The organism is Leptotrichia wadei, from assembly GCF_007990445.1.
GTDB classification, from domain to species: Bacteria; Fusobacteriota; Fusobacteriia; order Fusobacteriales; family Leptotrichiaceae; genus Leptotrichia; species Leptotrichia wadei_A.
This window is the reverse complement of sequence record NZ_AP019841.1, coordinates 1,691,595-1,710,118: the sequence shown is the minus strand read 5'-3', so window position 1 is coordinate 1,710,118 and position 18,524 is coordinate 1,691,595. Positions and strand designations below refer to the sequence as shown.

At 30.3% G+C, this 18,524-nt stretch carries 13 protein-coding genes; 12 read left to right on the top strand and 1 reads right to left on the bottom strand.

Translation table 11 applies throughout. The features are described from left to right. Positions 1–650: 650 nt before the first annotated feature. The 7 genes from FVE74_RS08125 to FVE74_RS08095 all read left to right on the top strand — a co-directional run bounded on the left by FVE74_RS08125 (position 651) and on the right by FVE74_RS08095 (position 10,522). Positions 651–1,385 carry a hypothetical protein gene (locus tag FVE74_RS08125; protein WP_232053919.1) on the top strand — a complete coding sequence of 245 codons (735 nt, stop codon included), beginning with the start codon at positions 651–653 and terminating at the stop codon, positions 1,383–1,385. 116 nt (positions 1,386–1,501) lie between these two features. Beyond that, on the top strand, positions 1,502–2,830 hold the full coding sequence (locus FVE74_RS08120) for a B12-binding domain-containing radical SAM protein (RefSeq protein ID WP_147004076.1): 1,329 nt from the start codon (positions 1,502–1,504) through the stop codon (positions 2,828–2,830). Then, entirely contained in the window at positions 2,814–4,739 is a 1,926-nt protein-coding gene (locus FVE74_RS08115) for a GH3 auxin-responsive promoter family protein (protein WP_147004075.1), read from the top strand. Before FVE74_RS08120 ends, FVE74_RS08115 begins: the two co-directional genes overlap by 17 nt. After that, positions 4,736–6,055, top strand: coding sequence for a B12-binding domain-containing radical SAM protein (locus tag FVE74_RS08110; RefSeq protein WP_147004074.1), 1,320 nt, complete (start codon positions 4,736–4,738; stop codon positions 6,053–6,055). The genes FVE74_RS08115 and FVE74_RS08110 overlap by 4 nt, the downstream gene beginning before the upstream one ends. A 483-nt stretch (positions 6,056–6,538) precedes the next feature. Beyond that, the gene (locus FVE74_RS08105) at positions 6,539–7,843 is read left to right on the top strand and encodes a B12-binding domain-containing radical SAM protein (RefSeq protein WP_147004073.1); all 1,305 of its coding nucleotides are present in this window, start codon (positions 6,539–6,541) and stop codon (positions 7,841–7,843) included. Further along, positions 7,840–9,162 (top strand): B12-binding domain-containing radical SAM protein, encoded by a 1,323-nt coding sequence (locus tag FVE74_RS08100; protein WP_147004072.1) that lies wholly within the window; start codon positions 7,840–7,842, stop codon positions 9,160–9,162. Before FVE74_RS08105 ends, FVE74_RS08100 begins: the two co-directional genes overlap by 4 nt. Before the next feature lie 25 nt (positions 9,163–9,187). Continuing rightward, complete coding sequence (locus tag FVE74_RS08095; protein WP_147004071.1) at positions 9,188–10,522, top strand: B12-binding domain-containing radical SAM protein; 1,335 nt, start codon at positions 9,188–9,190, stop codon at positions 10,520–10,522. A 219-nt stretch (positions 10,523–10,741) separates the two neighbouring features. Here FVE74_RS08095 and FVE74_RS08085 read toward each other — a convergent pair whose 3' ends face one another. Next, positions 10,742–11,605, bottom strand: a complete 864-nt coding sequence (locus FVE74_RS08085; protein ID WP_147004069.1) for a lysophospholipid acyltransferase family protein — start codon at positions 11,603–11,605, stop codon at positions 10,742–10,744. A gap of 601 nt (positions 11,606–12,206) precedes the next feature. On the opposite strand from FVE74_RS08085, the gene FVE74_RS08080 reads away from it, so the two are divergent. The 5 genes from FVE74_RS08080 to FVE74_RS08060 all read left to right on the top strand — a co-directional run bounded on the left by FVE74_RS08080 (position 12,207) and on the right by FVE74_RS08060 (position 18,485). Further along, a complete protein-coding gene (locus FVE74_RS08080) occupies positions 12,207–12,947 on the top strand; it encodes an MBL fold metallo-hydrolase (protein WP_147004068.1) in 741 nt (246 codons plus the stop codon). Then, positions 12,928–13,872, top strand: a complete 945-nt coding sequence (locus FVE74_RS08075) for a GNAT family N-acetyltransferase (protein ID WP_147004067.1) — start codon at positions 12,928–12,930, stop codon at positions 13,870–13,872. Before FVE74_RS08080 ends, FVE74_RS08075 begins: the two co-directional genes overlap by 20 nt. Before the next feature lie 214 nt (positions 13,873–14,086). Next, a complete protein-coding gene (locus FVE74_RS08070) occupies positions 14,087–15,316 on the top strand; it encodes a chloride channel protein (RefSeq protein ID WP_147004066.1) in 1,230 nt (409 codons plus the stop codon). Positions 15,317–15,539: 223 nt separating this feature from the next. Beyond that, positions 15,540–15,902, top strand: a complete 363-nt coding sequence (locus FVE74_RS11970; RefSeq protein WP_232053914.1) for a DUF333 domain-containing protein — start codon at positions 15,540–15,542, stop codon at positions 15,900–15,902. A 114-nt stretch (positions 15,903–16,016) separates the two neighbouring features. Further along, entirely contained in the window at positions 16,017–18,485 is a 2,469-nt protein-coding gene (locus tag FVE74_RS08060; protein ID WP_147004065.1) for a helicase C-terminal domain-containing protein, read from the top strand. Positions 18,486–18,524: the final 39 nt, after the last annotated feature.

Genomic DNA, 18,524 nt, shown 5'->3' with positions numbered 1-18,524 from the left:
TTTATCTTCTTGTAAAAAATTCTAATTATTGAAAAAATTTAACAATATCTAGCAAGAAGTCTCCCTCTTCTACAAGAGGGAGATGAATTGCAGAACATAACTTGAAATAATAATTATTATACGGTATAATACTCGTACATCAGGGCAGGGACTGTCCAAAGAGCTTGGTAAATATATTTGGCTAACAGAAGCAGATACTTCCCAAGAAGCTCACACTTCTAAAAGTGGGAGTAGTTCACCAAATAACAGTAAGCAGTTTCCCGCTTCTGTAAGCGGGAGTAGTTCACTATAAAAAAGTTATTTATGTAATTTTATTAATTATGCCAGGATACTTGTGACTTTAGTCATGAGATGAATGGCATATTTTTTGTTTACAAAAAACTTGAAACAGCTAAATGTACATGGTATCATAAAAGTAGTAAAATAAAACTTTTTAAAAGATGGATATAAATAGTGGAAAATAGAATACAAAGAGATTTGTATTCAGCATTTTTAATAAAAATATAAAAGAAAATTGAGAAGAAGCAGATATAGAAAAAGCTAAAAAAGGATTTAAAAATTTTGTAAAAATTAAATTAACAAATACGGTGAATCCGAAGTTTGAATAAAATTATTTTGGTTTTACTGTAAAGAAAAAGGAGTTTATAATAATGAAATGTAAAATTTTTTCTGTATTGGATATAAAAGATGATGAAAAAATTGTGGAAAGTATGTTTTTACTTATGAAAAATCATTATGAAAATATGAAAAAAGATAAATTTTTAAAAGATTTGTATGATAAAAATAATGTTTTTTTGTTATTTGAAAATGATGAATTAAAGGGGTTTTCTACAATAAAAAAAATGGAGTTAAATATTGAGAATGAAAAAGATACTGTTAATGGAAAAATAGTCGGTTTTTTTTCTGGGGATACAATTATCGAAAAGGGATTTTCTTGGGGAATCGAATTTCAGAAAGAATGGATAAAATATTGCCTTCTGGAAAGTGAAAAAAATATGAAAAATGGGCTAAAAACTTACTGGTTTCTGATTTCTAAAGGGATAAAGACATATATGTATCTTCCAACATATTTTAAAAAATTTTCTCCTAAGGCGGATTATACTGAAAATGAGATGGAGAAAAAAATAAAAGATATTTATGCTGAAAAAATATACGGAAATAGATATAATAAGGAAAATGGAATTGTAAAAAATGATGGAACAAATGATTTTTTACGGGAAAATGTCGTTGTACTTTCGGAAAAGCAGTTAAAAAATAAAAATGTGCAGTTTTTTTTAGAGAAAAATCCTAGCTATCAGAAAGGTGATGAACTGGTATGCCTTGCAGAAATTTCTTTTGAAAATTTGACAAATTTGGGAAAACGGGTTTTGAAGGAAATCTTTTAATTTTTAAAACTAAATAGTTTGATTTAAAAAGTAAAATTTACTTTAAAAAAAAATAAAATTCAATGATTTGCATGTTAAAATATTGGAAGTTAAATAAATAAAAAAAGGTGAATTTTATGAAGATGTTGTTTATTTATCCTGGATTTGGAAAGAAAAAGGGACAGAAGTATATTTTTCAGCTGAGGACGTTTGAGCCGCTTACGTTTGCTTACTTGCGGGCATTGACTCCTTATGATATTGAATGTGAGCTGATTGATGAAAGAGTTGAGGCGATAGACTATGATAATGATGCGGATGTTGTTGTAATTACTTTGGAGACTTATACGGCACGGCACGGATATGAGATTGCTAAAAGATTTAGGGAAAAAGGAAAGAAGGTTATTATTGGGGGGACACATGCTTCGCTTGTGCCAGATGAGGCTATGAAGCATGCAGATTCTGTAGTTACAGGATATGCTGATGATATTTGGGGGAAAATTATTGAGGATTATAGGAATGGGACAGAAAAGAAACTGTATATTGGTGGACTTAGCAATAAATTTTTAATACCAGACAGAAGTATCTTTAAGAAAAAATATTTAATTTCAGTTGTAGAAACTGGACGTGGATGTCCTCATCACTGTGAATTTTGTGCAATTTCGGCAGTTAATAAGAAACGGTATGCTAAAAGGCCCGTTGATAGTGTAATTGAGGAATTGAAGCATATAAAGTCAAAATATATATTTTTTGCTGATGATAACTTTGTTGCAGATCCTAAATATGCGTTGGAGCTTTGTGAGAAGATAAAGCCGTTAAAGAAAAAATGGATTTCGCAAGGGGCAATAACGATGGCAAAAAATGAGAAATTGCTTGCAGCTATGAGAGACAGTGGATGTCTTTTTATTTTAATCGGATATGAGTCGATAAATAAAGAGGCTCTTGACAATATGAAAAAGGAATGGAGCTACAAGCTGGGAGATGTTGAGGAATCAACACGGATTATACATAAATACAACATTGGAATTTATGCCACATTCGTTTTTGGATTTGAAGAAAAAATCGGCACTACGTTTGAAGATACTGTAAAATTTGCACAGAAAAACCATCTGGAATTTGTTCAGTTTAACTATCTCGTACCTTTTCCAAATACCGAACTTTATTTTAAAATGGAGAAGGAAGGGAGACTTTTGTACAAAAAGTGGTGGCTGGAGCCGCAAAAATATTCATATTTATTTTTTGAGCCTTATGACATTTCTACAAACGAGTTTCGTGACAGGTGTATTGCAGTAAGATATGCATATCATTCTGTAAAAAATATTTTGGGAAGAACTTTTGATGTATTAAAAAGGACAAAAAATATACCATTTTCCATTATGTATCTGTTTTTGAGCTTTGGGCAGAAGGCTGTTATAAAAAAATTTCAGGATTTGCCGATTGGAGATAATTTAGATGAAAAAATTCGGTAAAAAAAGTAAATTTTATGAAGTAAAAAATTTAAAATATGTGATTTTAAATAAATTATTTATATTTTTTTGTAAAAAATCCTATAAAAATTTTGTTTCCAATATAAAAAGTAAAAGTAAAATTCGGGAAACGCAAGTACAAATACTTTTGGAAATATTGAAAACTAATAAAAATACAGAATATTTAAAAATTTTTGAAACAGAAAGCCAAATTTTAAATGCAGAAAATGAAAAAGAATTAATAGAAAAGTTTCAGAATAAAATTCCGATTGTGAATTATGAGAATGTTAAGGAGTTTGTGAAAAGAGAGAAAAGTAGGGAAAGTAATGTTCTTTTGAGTGATAAAATTAAACTGTTTGAACTTACGAGCGGAAGCACATCCGATGTGAAATATATTCCGTATACAGAAAATTTTTTGAAAAGTTATATGAACGGAGTTTTTTCATGGCTCTATGACTTATATCAAAATAATAAAAATCTTTTTCTTGGAAGTTCCTACTGGTCTGTTTCTCCAATTTTAAAGCGAGAAGCTGTAACTAGCGGAGGAATCCGTGTGGGAATCGAAGATGATACTTCGTATTTTGATAAAATTTCTGCATTTTTTTTAAATAAACTGTTTACAGTTCCAAAAGAAATAAAAAATACCCAAAATATGGAGGATTTTTTGCTAATTACAGCAGTATTTCTGCTTTTATCAGAAAATCTTGCGATGATTTCGGTATGGAGTCCATCGTTTCTTATGATTTTGCTTGATTTTATTGAAAAAAATCATAAAGCGATTTGCAAAATTTTAAAAAGTGAGGATTTGAGTGCTGAATTTTTTGTTGAGAAAAATTTAGGAAGTAAAAAGTATTTTCAGATTATTAAGAAAAAATACAAAAAATTGTGGAAAAAAAGCAGAAGTGAATTTTTGATAAATTATTTTGAAAGAAGTGAAAATAATACTTTAAATCAAAATAATGAACTTGAAAATAGTGGAATTAAACAAAATGTTGGAAAAATAGTAAATGAAAAAATAGATTCCCAAAATAAAAAGTTAAAAAATAAAATGGAAAATAAAATTATGGAAAATTTTGTGGATTACTCTGTGATTTGGGAAAAACTTTCGCTTGTGAGCTGCTGGGCGGATAGTGATTCCTATGAAATTTTTATAAAATTGAAGGAGAAATTGAATTTTGATAAAAAAAACATGGATTTGAAATTTCAAGGAAAAGGGCTTATGTCAACAGAATGCATTGTAAGTTTTCCGCTGGAAAATGTGGAAAATGGGAGTGTTGTTGCCTATAACTCATTTTTTTATGAATTTATTCAAGTTTCTGGTGATGAGTTAGAAAACAGCAGTCCAAAACTTTTGGATGAATTGGAGATGGGAGAGCGTTATTGCGTTGTTGTTACTACAAATGCTGGGCTTTACAGATATAATACGAATGATATTGTGAAAGTTACAGGATTTTATCATAAAATTCCTGTTGTGAAATTTGTTGGAAGAATGAATAATTTTTCTGATATTGTTGGGGAAAAGCTGGAAAATTCATTTGTTGAAAAGCAAGTTTTAAATTTATTGAAGGAAAATAATATTAAAGAGGAATTTTTGCTATTTTCACCAGTAAAAAATGAAAATGGAAAAATAAGTTATACATTATTTTTAGAAATAAAGAATAAAAATAAGAAACTGGATTTTGAAAAACTGGAAAATAAACTTAATGAAAAACTGTGCCAGGCATTTCATTATGAATATGCGTATAAATTGAGGCAATTAGGGAAAGTAAGAATATTTTTAATAGAAAAGGACGGATTAAAAACATATACGGCTGAAAAATCGAAAAGGCAGAAAATAGGAGATATAAAATATCGAATACTGGATAAAAATTTTGGCTGGGAAAATAAATTTTTAGGAGGATTTGGAGAATGAAAGTGGCATTACTGGCACCAGCAGGGGCAATGTACAGATTTAATGGAACATTTAAGAAGGCGATTCACTATGCACCGCTCACATTATCAACACTTGCGGCGTATATTCCAGAAGATATTGAAGTTGTAATTTATGATGAAACGATTGAAAAAATACCGCTTGAACTGGATGCGGATATTGTGGTTATGACTTCTATTACGGGAACATCAGAAAGAGTGTATAAATACGCAAGATACTTTAAAAGCAAAGGGAAAAAGGTTATTTTAGGTGGACCGCATCCGACACTTTGTCCAGAAGAAGCGATACAGCATTGTGATTCTGTTGTAATTGGCCGTTCAGAGTGGCTTTTTACCGAAATAATGGAAGATGCGAGAAATAATAGGTTAAAGAAATTTTATGTCCAGAAGGAAAATAGTCTTGAAAATTTAAAATTACCAAAAAGGGAACTTCTGAAAAAGGAAAGATATGTTTCGATAAACAGCATTGAGGCAACCAAAGGCTGCTCTTTTGACTGTTCATTCTGTGTTGGGAAGGCTTTATATCCAACATTTTTAAAAAGACCGATTAATGAAATTATTGCAGAAATTGAGACTTTTAAGAAAAAAGAAGTTTTGTTTATAGATTTAAATTTGATTGCTGACAAAAATTATGCTAAAAAACTGTTTATTGAATTGACACCTCTAAAAAAATGGTGGTTTGGGCTGGCAACTTCCAACCTTGTTCATGATGATGAAATGATAAGGCTAATGGCAAAAAGTGGCTGTAAAGGCTTGCTTATTGGATTTGAAGCTGTCTCGAAGGAATCATTGAGGGCTATGAATAAAGGAGTAAATGTTATGGCTGATTACCATTTGCTTATGAAAAAGCTGCATCATTATGATATTGCTGTAAACGGAACTTTTACATTCGGAGCAGATGGTGATGATAAGGATATATTCAAGCGAACTGTGGAGGAAGTAATAAAAATGAAAGTTGACTTGCCAAGATACTCTATATTAACTCCATTTCCTAAAACAAAACTTTATAATGATTTGGAAAAGCAAGGCAGAATCTTTGAAAAAAACTGGACAATGTACGATGTTCAGCATGCTGTATTCCATCCAAAAAAAATGACAGCGCAGGAACTGCAGGAAGGTGGAATTTACGCTTGGAGGGAAACTTATAAAGTAAGCTCAATTTTAAAAAGAATTGCAAGATTTAGCATTATTGCGCCAATTATGCTTAATACTAACTTGGGGTATAGGCATTATGCCGATAAATTGGAGGAATTTACTTTTGAAAAAATGACAGATAATTCTGATATTCCAAATATCTAATAGTATAGTTATTTTTAAAATCTACATTAATTAAATAAGTGATTTTTGTAAAATATTTTGATTAATAATTATTCTTTCTTTTATATTTATGTTTTTTCTTTTTATTTTCGCAGGATTGCTCATTGCCGCAAATCCTGCACCTATGGCTAGACTCCGATTTTTATTTGCCCAACTCCGAAACTCCTCCTTTCAGTCGTCAGACAGTCGTAGTTGAACAAATAAAAACTCCGTCGGTTTATTAAACTAAAAAATATTTATTATTAATTTCCAAGATTTTAATTATTTAGATAAACTTAAATTACTACGAAAATGAAACTTGCTTTGCTCGGACAATCAATTTTATTCCAAAAAAATCACGATATTTTTATTCAATAATACCAATTGTGATACTAAAAAATAGTTAAAAACTTTATATAAATAAGATTTTAAATTTAATTATAATGTTTAAGATAATAAATTAAATTATTGATAAGGAGAAGAAAAATGAAAATAGCTTTTTTACGTCCAAATATGGGAGGGAAGCGTTCCAATGATGCGATAGAGCCGCTTGCTTTTGCGGTGCTTTCGGGGCTTACAGATAAGACTAAACATGAACTTATGCTGTTTGATGATAGGATTGAGGATATTCCAATGGATCTTGAGGTTGATTTAGTTGTGATTTCTACGTTTACGATGACGGCTAGGCGGGCTTATGAACTGGCAAAAAATTATAGGGAACGTGGAGTTTATGTGATGATTGGAGGGTATCATGCCTCGCTTATGCCTGATGAAGTGCAGGAACATGCAGATACAGTTTGTGTGGGAAGTGGAGAAGTTACTTGGAATGAATTTTTGAACGATTTGGAAAACGGGGTGCCGAAAAAGAGGTATGAATGTAGAAAATTGCCGGATATTAATAATGTTGTTTATGATAGAAGCATTTACAAGGGGAAAAAATATTCTTTTGTCGTGCCAGTTCAGTTTGGGCGAGGCTGTATGCACCAATGTGAATTTTGCACGATTGGGGCAGTTCACAAAGGAGATTTTCAACATAGGGATGTTGAGAACGTGATAAATGAGGTAAAGGAAATTTTTAGAACGAATAAAAGGGCGAAAATTGTTTATTTTGTGGACGATAATATTTTTGCCAATAAGAAAAAGGCTTTGCAGCTGTTTGAAGAATTGAAAAAACTGAAAATAAAATGGGCTTGTCAAGGCAGCATTGATATTGCAAGAGATGAGAAATTGATAAAATTGATGTCAGAAGCAGGATGTATTGAAATGCTTCTGGGATTTGAGAATATAAATATAAAAAATATTAAGAAAATGAAAAAGGTTGCAAATTATGAGTTTGACTATGAAAAAATCATTAATATCTATAAAAAATATAGAATACTTGTGCATGCAAGCTATGTAATTGGGTATGATTATGATGATAAAAACTGCTTTGATGAAATTTTGGAATTTTCTAAAAAGCATAAATTTTTTCTTGCAGGCTTTAATCCAGCATTGCCGATACCAGGAACTCCTTTTTATGAAAGATTGAAAAAAGAAGGAAGACTTCTTTATGAAAGATGGTGGCTGGATGAGAACTTTCGTTATGGGAAAGCATGCTTTGAGCCATATAATATGACGATTGAGGAATTTGAGGCTGGAATTTTGAAGTGCAAGGTGGAATACAACAGACATTCGAGTATCTGGAAAAGGCTATTTGACGGTGCTGCTAATTTTAAACATGCCCTTGTATTTCTTGCTGTGAATTATATCAACCGAAAAGAAGTTTATAACAAAAAAGGAATAAAATTATGAGAATAATGCTTGTTTTAGCAAAGGATAACATCTACAAATACAACTCGATTCACAAAAGAAAATATTATCCGCAAATCACGTTAATAACGCTGGAATCACTAATTGACAGAAAGTATAACGCTGATGTTGTTATTGTGGATGAAGGTGTGGAAAAATGGGATGCTACTTCTAAAAAATATGAAAATGAAAAATTTGATGTAATTTGTATTTCTTCGGTAATTTCAGGATCGAAAAGGGCAAAAGAGATTGCCAGGTTTTGGAAAAGTAAAGGAGCGCATACATTAATTGGCGGGCATTATGCGACTGCTTTGAAGGAAGAGGCGTTACAATATTTTGATACGGTAATTACGGGAGCTGCTGAAATTTCATTTCCGATGTTTCTTGAAGATTTTACAAATGGAACTCCAAAAAGAGAATATTTTAACCTCGTTGGAAATGATTATGAACCGAAGCCATTAAACCGAAAACTTTTGAAAAATAAAAAATATTTTAAAAATTACGGCACAATCGTCGCAAACAATGGCTGTCCCAATAAATGCTCCTACTGCTCCATCACAAAGATGTATTCTGGAAAAAATCAGATAAAAAGCATAGAGTACGTGATAAATGAAATAAAAACGAATAAGCCAAAAAAATGGATATTTCTTGATCCAAACTTTTTAGGCAATAGAAATTACGCTATTCAGCTAATGGAAGAATTGAAGAAGTTAAAAATAAAATGGACTGCTTCTGCAACAATAAATATCGGTAATGATAAAAAAATTCTTCAGTTAATGAAAAAGTCTGGCTGTATAGGTTTGGTTATTGGCTTGGAAAGTTTTGTTCAGGAAAATCTTGATGGAGTAAATAAAAAATTTAACAATGTCGCAGAATACAAAAAACTTGTAAAAACGATCCAGTCTTATGGAATATCAGTCCTTTCTACACTTATGATAGGAATGGAAACTGACACAGTGGAGTCAATTCGCCAAATTCCTGATATTATTGAGGAAATTGGGGTAGATGTGCCAAGATATAACATAATTACTCCGTATCCAGGAACACCTTTTTTTAATCAGTTAAAAGAAGAAGGCAGATTGCTTACAGAAGACTGGTATTACTACGACACCGAAACAGTCGTATTCAAGCCTAAAAATATGAGTTATGAAACATTGCAAAAGGAATTCTATAAATTGTGGCTTGACACTTTCACTTTCAAGCGAATTTTAAGAAGAGTGAAAACTTCTAGGAATAAAGGGTTGAAATTTATTTTGGAGGTGTTTTCTAGGCAGCATGCACGGAAATTTAGGAAGTATGGGAAGATTAAATTTGATAAATAGAAGTTGAGAAAAAAGGAGAAAAACAGTGAAAATAACATTTATACTGCCAGCCATTGGGAAGAAAAAAGGGCAGAAATATATAAAAACATGGAAAAATATGGAACCGCTTATGATTGCAGTTTTAAAATCTTTAACTCCTGAGGATGTTGAAACGAATTTTATGGATGACAGGAATGAATTTATAAATTATGAGGAAAATACAGATTTAGTTGTAATTTCCGTGGAAACTTATACTGCCAAAAGGGCTTATGAAATAGCAGAAAAGTTTCAGAAAAGGGGGATAAAGGTACTTGCAGGGGGATATCATCCAACTGTAGAGCCTGACGAGTGTCTGGAACATTTTGATTCGATTATTTTGGGAAATGCGGAAAGCGTGTGGACAAAGATGTTGAACGATTTGAGCAAGAATAAGCTGGAAAAACGGTATTATGGGGTAACTACGTCTTTTGCAATGCCTGACAGGAGTATTTACAAGGATAGGAAATATTCACCGCTTGCACTGATTGAAACAGGGCGTGGGTGCAATTTTGCATGTGATTTCTGTGCGATTCATTCCTATTATGAGAAAAAGTATTTTAGGCGGCCTATTGAGGAAATTGTGCAGGATATAAAAAATTCTGGGAAGAAGTATGTTTTTTTTATTGATGATAATTTTGTGGCGGATCATAAACATGCGATTGAGATTTGCAAGGCAATTGAGCCGTTAAATATAAAATGGGTAACGCAAGGGGCTATTACCATTGCGAAAAATGATGAATTGCTTTACTGGATGAAAAAAAGCGGATGCAAAATGATTTTGATTGGGTATGAGTCAATGAACCCAAATATTTTAAAGGATATGGGGAAAGGCTGGAGAAGTGGCGTTGGAGAAATAAATGAACTGACAGAAAAAATTCATAGTTATGGAATCGGAATTTATGCTACTTTTGTATTCGGTTATGGAAATGACACTAAGGAAACTTTTGATGAAACGGTAAAATTTGCCAAAAAACATGGATTTTATTTTGCGGCATTTAACCATCTTGTACCATTCCCAAAAACAGGCATTTATAGAAAATTAAGAGAAGAAAAACGACTTCTTAGTGAAAAATGGTGGCTGGATGAAAATTATCCTTATGGGCGAATTTCCTTTCTTCCAAGTGATCAGACTCCCGATGAGCTTTCCAAAAAATGTGCCAATGCAAGAAAAAGCTTTTTTGGATGGCGTTCAATACTTAAAAGAGGATTTATGCAGCTAAGACGAAACCATGATTTGGGAATGTTTGCAATATTTTTTGCACAAAACTTTAATTTAAAAAAAGAAGTTATGGGGAAATATGATTTACCGTATGCACAAAACTTGGATGAAGCTCCAAAATAATTTTCAGTAAAATAAGCCGTAAGTATTGTGAGAATAAAAAAACCTTATGTTATTGAACAGATTCAGTAAGTTTTTAAAAGATGTATTAGAACTGTTCGACAACCTAAATTTTTTATTTCCACAAGGGGTCAAGACCCCTTGTTTCAGAATATTCGTTTTATTAAATTTTAGAAGTTTCCGAATAAGTCTATTGAAAATCAAGGACAGAAAAAATAAAAATTAGATTCCATCCCGCCATCTGTCCTGAAACCAGAACCATTGTTCTGGCAGTTTTAAGATAATTTTTTCATATTCAGCTAAAATAGATTTCATTATTTCGTGTCTATTTTTGTAATTTTCAGGATGGATAATTTTGTCTATAAAAATATGGCAAATATTATTCTCATCAACTTCATTATGAATAATAACAATTGGAATATTCTCTTTCTTGGAAAAATAGGCAGGAAAGCCTGAATTAGTTGTAGGTAAGTCAAAAAATGCTATTTTATCCCCATCTGGTTTTCGTACGTCACTTAAAAGCACAAAAACGCCCTTTGAATTTTTATTTTTCAAAAAAGATTTGTAATTTTGTTCTGGAAAATAAGTCATGTTATTCTTAAAACGGATTTTATCCATATAAGATTCAATAAATTTGTTTGGAATAATTCTAATAGGAATAAACATTGTATCGTTTCTCGTTGGAAAAAGGCTGGCATGAAAAAATCCAAAATGTGAAGTAACAAGAATAATCCGTTCATTTTCACTCTTTAATTTTTCCAGTAATTCAGAATTATATATTTTTGGTGAAAAATTTTCAAAATATTCATAAATCCAGAAGGGCAGTAAAAACGACTTTGCAGTATTTTTATAAGATTTTATTGCAATTTCCTTAATTTTTTTCTTTGAATAATTAAAACTATTTTGCTCATTTAAAATCAAATTTAAGTTACGATACGACAATTTTCTTCCTTTTGGAATGAGATAAAAAAGCAAAACACCAATAAATTCAGATATTTTTAGCCTAATTTTGGGTGAAAGAAAATTAAAGATTTTTATAAAAATATAAAAAATTGAGAATATTATAAAATCTATGGTTGTTTTCATAAAATGCTCCTTTAAATATAATCTATTTAACAAAAAGATAGCAAGAAGTCTCCGACTTCTATAAGTGGGAGATGAATTGCTTTTTTGCTTGATATTTATAATAAAACACATCAGGGCAGGGACTTCCCGAAGAGCTTGGTAAATATATTTGGCTAATAAAAGCAGATACTTCCCAAGAAACTCCCGCTTCTAAAAGCAGGAGCAGTTCACTAAATTATACCACAGAAAATAAAAAAAATTAATTTTTTAGTATTGAAATTTATCTTTAGAAGTGTTATAATATTTTTGAGCAAAAACCAACAGATTGAATGTAACAAATTGTGAAAAAAAAGTCTTGTTCATTATTGAATGGGACTTTTTTTTATGTTATAATCATTTGTCAAGGCTTCACAAACCTTGATGTTATATTCGATATGTTGGGAGGTGGTCTCAATGATGAACTGGGATTTGACTGTTTTAGCAGTTATAATCGCTGCTTTTTTATTTTTTAGCAGTCAAAAATAATTAAGTAAATTCCCATTGTTCTTCCCACCTTATGCCTGTCAGTTCTATCTACTGGACTGGCAGTTTTTTCATTAAAACATCAAGGAGCTTTCTAAAAATGATAGAAAAAATAAAAATTGGTTTAAATAATTTGTATTTATTTAAAAATAAAAATGATGAATATTTATTGCTGGATACAGGAGTAAATGTGAAAAAGAAAAAAATTTTGAAGAAAATAATTCAGAAAATTGAAAATGTAAAAAAGATAAAAGTGATAGTTCTAAGCCATTCTCATTCTGATCATGTGGGAAATCTGAAAATGCTCGTTGATGAAATTGGAGATGTTAGGGTTATTGCACATAAAAATTCTGAAAATGTATTAGTAACAGGAAAAAGTGTTATTCCAAATGGATTTTATCCGTTTACAGAAAAAATTTCTAAAAAATTGAAAAGTAAAAAGAATTTTAGTAAAAATATCTTTCCAAAATTGGAGAAAACTGATATGGAAAAGGTGATTTTTATTGATTTTTTACAAAAGAAAAAAAATTTACTTTCAGAATATGGTTTTGGAAATATGGAAATTATTGAAACAAAAGGACATTTAGATGATTCGGTTTCGGTTGCAGTTTTTGATGAAAAAAATAATAAGAAATATTTATTTTGTGGAGATCTGGTTCAGAATTTATGTTTTAAAATTCCGTTAATTCCGTTATTTGGGGAGAATAAGGAAGAGTTGATTGAAAATTGGAAAAATATTATTCTGAATGGATATGATAAAATTTTTCCTGCAACTGGGAAAGAAGTTATAATACGGGATTTAATCAGAAGATTGGGGAAAGATGAAAAAAATAGAATTTAAAATTATTCAAAATAGTGATTACAGTGATGAAATAAGAAATATTCTGAATGATGAAGAAATGGAGTCGCTTGTACAGGTAATGTATGAAAAAGTGCCGAATTTATTTGAATCATTGCAAAAGGATAGTGAAAAGACACCTATTATTGTTGCAGGAATTGATGTTAAAACTGGTTATCTTGTGGGTGTTGGAGCTTGTTCAATTTTCAAAAATAATATCGGATATTTAAATTCATTTAGAATAAAAAAAGAGTATCGGAATAAAGTTAATTTTGGCAAGGCTTATGAAATGCTGATAACAGAAGCAAAAAAACTTGGGGTAAAAAACATAGTTACGACTATTTTGGAAGAAAATAAAATAGCACAAAAAATTTTGACAAAAAGGCGAAAAAGTATGCCAATTTATGAGTTTTATAAAAATATTGTATTTTTTAGCTTGAAAAATGTGAAAAAGGGTGATTTAATAGTAAAGGATGAAGAAATTTTGAAATATGGAAATTTTGAGATTCATCTGAAAAATAAGACAAATAAAAAATATGTTGTGAAAGATTACAAAAAAATTTATAAATTTTTGTATAAATTTAGGAAAGTAATAGCTTTTTTTGGATATCCAGAAATGCCTGAAATTAATAAAATTTCAAATTTTTTGTATACGGATTTTGTTTTAAAGGGAAAAAATGCAGATGAGAAAAAAAATAAAAATGAATTTAGAAAAGCTGTAAAATTTGTTCAAAATAAAGGCTATAATTGTGATTTTTTTATGATTGGAAGTTATGAAAACTCGTTTTTGGAAAAGAATTTGGATAAAATGAAGGTTTTTAAGTATAAAAGCAAAATGTATAAAGTTTTTTATGAAAAAATTGAAAATGTTGAAAGAGATAATAATTTTAGAAATGAAAATATTGAAATTTTATTTTGGAATTTGTAGAATAATTGAACCCAAAAGTTATGACTATTTTACTTTAACCATAAATTTATATAATTTTTAATAATTTAATTTTAAATAGTTCAAGTATAAATAGCGAGATGGTTATGGACTTCTTTACAAGGAGTTGACATTTCTTGTCACTAAATAATATAATTTTAAATGGAGCCTAGTACAAACAATTTGATGTTAATAAATTTTAGAGAGGAGAAGTTAAGTGTTAAAAAATATAAAAGAAAGCTATCAACATTCGTATTTTCTGTATTTAAAATTGATAATAGCAAGTATTATTATTGGTCTTATCGTTGGAATAATTGATACGATTTTTGGAAGAGGATTGCTTTTAATTGGAGATATTCGGAAGGGATATTTGTATTATTTTGTGCCTTTTTTGGCTTTGGCTGGACTTTTGATTGTTTTTATTTATCAAAAATTTGCTGGGAAGACTGGCAAGGGGATGGGACTAATTTTTGAAGTTGGTCATGGGACTGAAAAGGAAATTCCTTTGAGACTTGTTCCAATTGTGACGGTTGCGACTTGGATTACGCATTTGTTTGGAGGAAGTGCTGGGCGTGAAGGAGTTGCTGTGCAGCTAGGGGCGACGCTTTCCCATAGATTTAATAAGTACTTTAATTTTCCTGATAAGTCTAAAGTCTTTTTGGTAACAGGAATGGCGGCAGGTTTTGGAGGATTGTTTCAAACACCGATTGCAGCGTTATTTTTTGGTTTAGAAGTTTTAGCATTGGGAAATTTGCAGTTGTATGCTTTGCTTCCAGCTATTGTTGCAGCATTTACTGCCAGTTGGACTTCATCTTTTTTAGGATTGGAAAAGTTTACTCATATTGTAAATATAACTTTATCAATAACTCCAATGACATTTGTAAAATTTGCAATTTTAGGAATAATTTTTGGAATTGCTGGAAATTTATTTGTCTATTTACAAAGTTTTTTGAAAAAATTTGCTACAGAAAAAATTAAAAATCCATATTATCGAATTTTTCTTATCGGAATTTTTCTTAGCGTAATACTTTTATTATTGCACAAAGGTCGATATACTGGGCTTGGAACAAATTTAATTGAAAACAGTTTTTCAGGGAAACAAATTTTTGGATATGACTGGATATTAAAATTGTTATTGACAACATTGACATTGGCTGCTGGATTTCAAGGTGGAGAAGTGACGCCACTATTTTCAATTGGAGCTTCATTGGGTGTTGTGATAGCGATTTTCTTTGGTCTGCCGATTGAATTTGTTGCAGCTGCAGGTTATATAAGTGTATTTGGAAGTGCGACAAATACTTTACTGGCACCAATTTTTATTGGCGGAGAAGTTTTTGGATTTAATAATTTGCCATTTTTTGTGATAATTGTGATTTTTGCTTATTTGGTTAATCGGAAAATATCGACTTATGGATTGCAGAAAAACTATTTTGAAGAAATTGGGTAATTGATAAATAATGAAATAAAAATATGGAATTAAGGTAAAAATATAGATTAATATATAGAAATTTTGTATAATACATGTAAAATATAGGAATCGTAATCGTCTACAATGATAAATTAATTTTAAGGTTATAACTGTTTATGGATAATTGTAAAAGATAAAATTATAGAAATTAAGGTTACAGATTTCTATAAATAATACAAAAGTGAAATAATAAGGAGGAAAAATGAAAAAAGTATTTGGAATTTTATTGGTTGGATTATTATCGATGTCGTTGGAGGCACATAGCAAGGATGTAAGTAGAAAGGTGGCAAAACCAGTGGGAATAAATCAGAATGTTTCTGTTAAAAATAATGAAAATAAGGATTTAAATGAAGATTTTCCTGAACAAAAAATGATTGGAATGGGTAATCCTGCTTCGGTTTATTGTGTGGAACAAGGTGGCGAGTCGATTATAAAACAGGATAAAGATGGAAGTGAATATGGAATTTGTAAATTTAAGGATGGTAAAGAAGTTGACGAATGGGAATTTTATAGAAAAAATCATGATTTGACAGAAAAGGGAGTTCCTGAAAATAATAAAAAATAAGAAAATCAATTTCTAAGTAAATAATCATTGTTGTATAAGCAATGGTTATTTTTTTGTAAAGAAAAGTTGAAAAAAAACTTTTTATATAGTAAAATCTTTAGTATAGGAGGAAAAATGAAAATTTCTGAATTTATTAGTGAAAAAGTGGCAAGCGGGATGCGGTCAGAAATAAAGAAATATGGCGGGAATGAGATATTTTTTAGGGGAATTCCTGATAAGAATGGAGTTGTTTCTGAAGTTGAGGTTATTGCTAGAGGAAATGCTGGCTCTGTTGCTGCGTTGCTGAATATGATGAGAAAAAATGAGGTTATAATACATAATCATCCATCTGGAGTGCTGATTCCATCTGATGAGGATGTGAATATTTCTAGTATGTATGGAGAAGTTGGTGGAGCTTCGTATATTGTAAATAATGATGTGGATGATATTTGTGTGGTTGTGCCTTTAAGGGAATTTATAAAAATTGATATTGATGATTATTTTGGAGAAAATGGGATTATTCATAAAAATTTTGGAAAGTTTGAAGTACGGCGGGAGCAGTATGAGATGGCTAAGTTTATTGAAAAAAGTATGAATGAGAATAAAAAGCTGATAGTGGAGGCTGGGACTGGAACTGGAAAAACGATTGCTTATCTTTTACCTACATTGATTTATGCCATTGAAAATAATTTAAAAGTAATTGTTTCTACAAATACAATTAATTTGCAGGAACAGCTTATTAATAAGGATATTCCACTTTTGAAAAAAATTATTGATGAAGATTTTGATTATCAGATTGTAAAGGGAAGAGGAAATTATCTTTGTAAAAGGAAACTTTATAATTTGGAGGTTGTTGATAAGGAAACGGATACGGAAGATGAAAAAAAGGAAAAAAATATTATAAGAAATCTTATAGAATGGGATAAAAAGGTTACGAAGACAGGTGACAGGAATGAACTGAAATATGAGATTTCAAACAGTATTTGGGAAAAAGTGAATAGTGAAGCTGATATGTGTAAAGGCGTAAAATGCCCATATTATTCAAAATGTCATTTTTTTAATGCAAGAAAAAATATTTCAGATGCGACACTTCTTATTGTGAACCATCATATGTTCTTTGCTGATTTGGCAATTAGAAATCAGACGGGATTTTATACAAATTATTCAATTTTGCCAAATTATGATATTTTAGTTTTTGATGAAGCGCATAATATTGAAGATACTGCTAGAAATTATTTTACTTTTGAAACGTCAAAAATTTCCTTTGGACGGCTTATGGGAAATATTTATAATAAGCGTGTTGTAAAATCAAGCAATGGCGGGGCTCTTGTAAAACTTCTGGCTTATTTGAATGAAAGCCTTTCGAGTGAAGAATATAAGGAAGTTGATGAATTGCAGGAAAATGTTGTTGAAGAGCTAAATAAATTTTATGATAAGGGAATTGATATTTTTGATAAGTTGACTTTTCTTTTTTCGGAAAATAATGACAATAGGGAAATCAAAGCAAAAATTGATAAAGAAAAAATGCGAAGTAATAAATTATTTCGTGAAACTATGGAATTAAATAGCCAGTTTAAGGAAATTTATGGAAATTTGGTTATGAAAATTAATAAATTTCTAAATAAAGTGAATAATTATAATCTTGAAGATAAAGATGGATTTTTATTTGAATTTTCAAGATATTATGAAAGGCTGAAGCAATATTATAAAAAGTTTGAGTTTATTTTGGAAGGGAAAGAGGAAGGCTATGTTTACTGGGCAAATGTTACGACAGTACGTCCAAATGTGAAATTGTACGCAACACCTTTTGATATTTCAGATGAACTGAATGATAATTTGTTTAATAAATTGGATAGAATGATTTTTACTTCGGCGACACTTGCTGTTGACAATAAATTTGACTATTATAAAAAAAGTGTTGGGCTTGTGAAGGAAAATCCCAAAAAAATAGATGAAAAAATTGTAAAATCGCCGTTTGACTATGAAAAGCAAATGAAGGTCTATATTCCAGAAGATGCGCTTGATCCAACGAATACTGAATTTATGAGAGATTTGGAAGGATTTGTTGAAGAAGTGATAAAAAGTACGAAGGGACATTGCTTTTTGTTATTTACTTCGTATAGTACCTTGAATTTTTTGTATAGCCGGCTAAAAACACGGCTTTCGCAAAAGGAATATACGCTTATAAGGCAAAATGACTTTCCACGGCATGAAATGATTGAAATATTTAAAAATTCTAAAAATCCAGTATTATTTGGGACAGACAGTTTCTGGGAAGGTGTCGATGTGCAGGGAGATCAGCTGAAATCGGTAATTATTACAAAACTGCCGTTTAAGGTGCCGAACGATCCTGTGACAGAGGCGATTATTGAAAATATAAAAAGGAATGGACAAAATCCGTTTAATGATTATCAAGTCCCGCAGGCTGTGATTAAATTTAAGCAGGGAGTTGGAAGGCTTATTAGAAGCAAGTCAGATAGCGGAAATATAATTATTCTTGATAATAGAGTAATAAAAAAAATGTATGGGAAGAAATTTTTGGCTGCTCTTCCAAGGAATAAAATAGTTGGAAGTAAAAATGAGATTTTAGAGAGAATGAAGTAAAAATTTTGAATATGATAAAAATAAAAAGGGAGGATTATA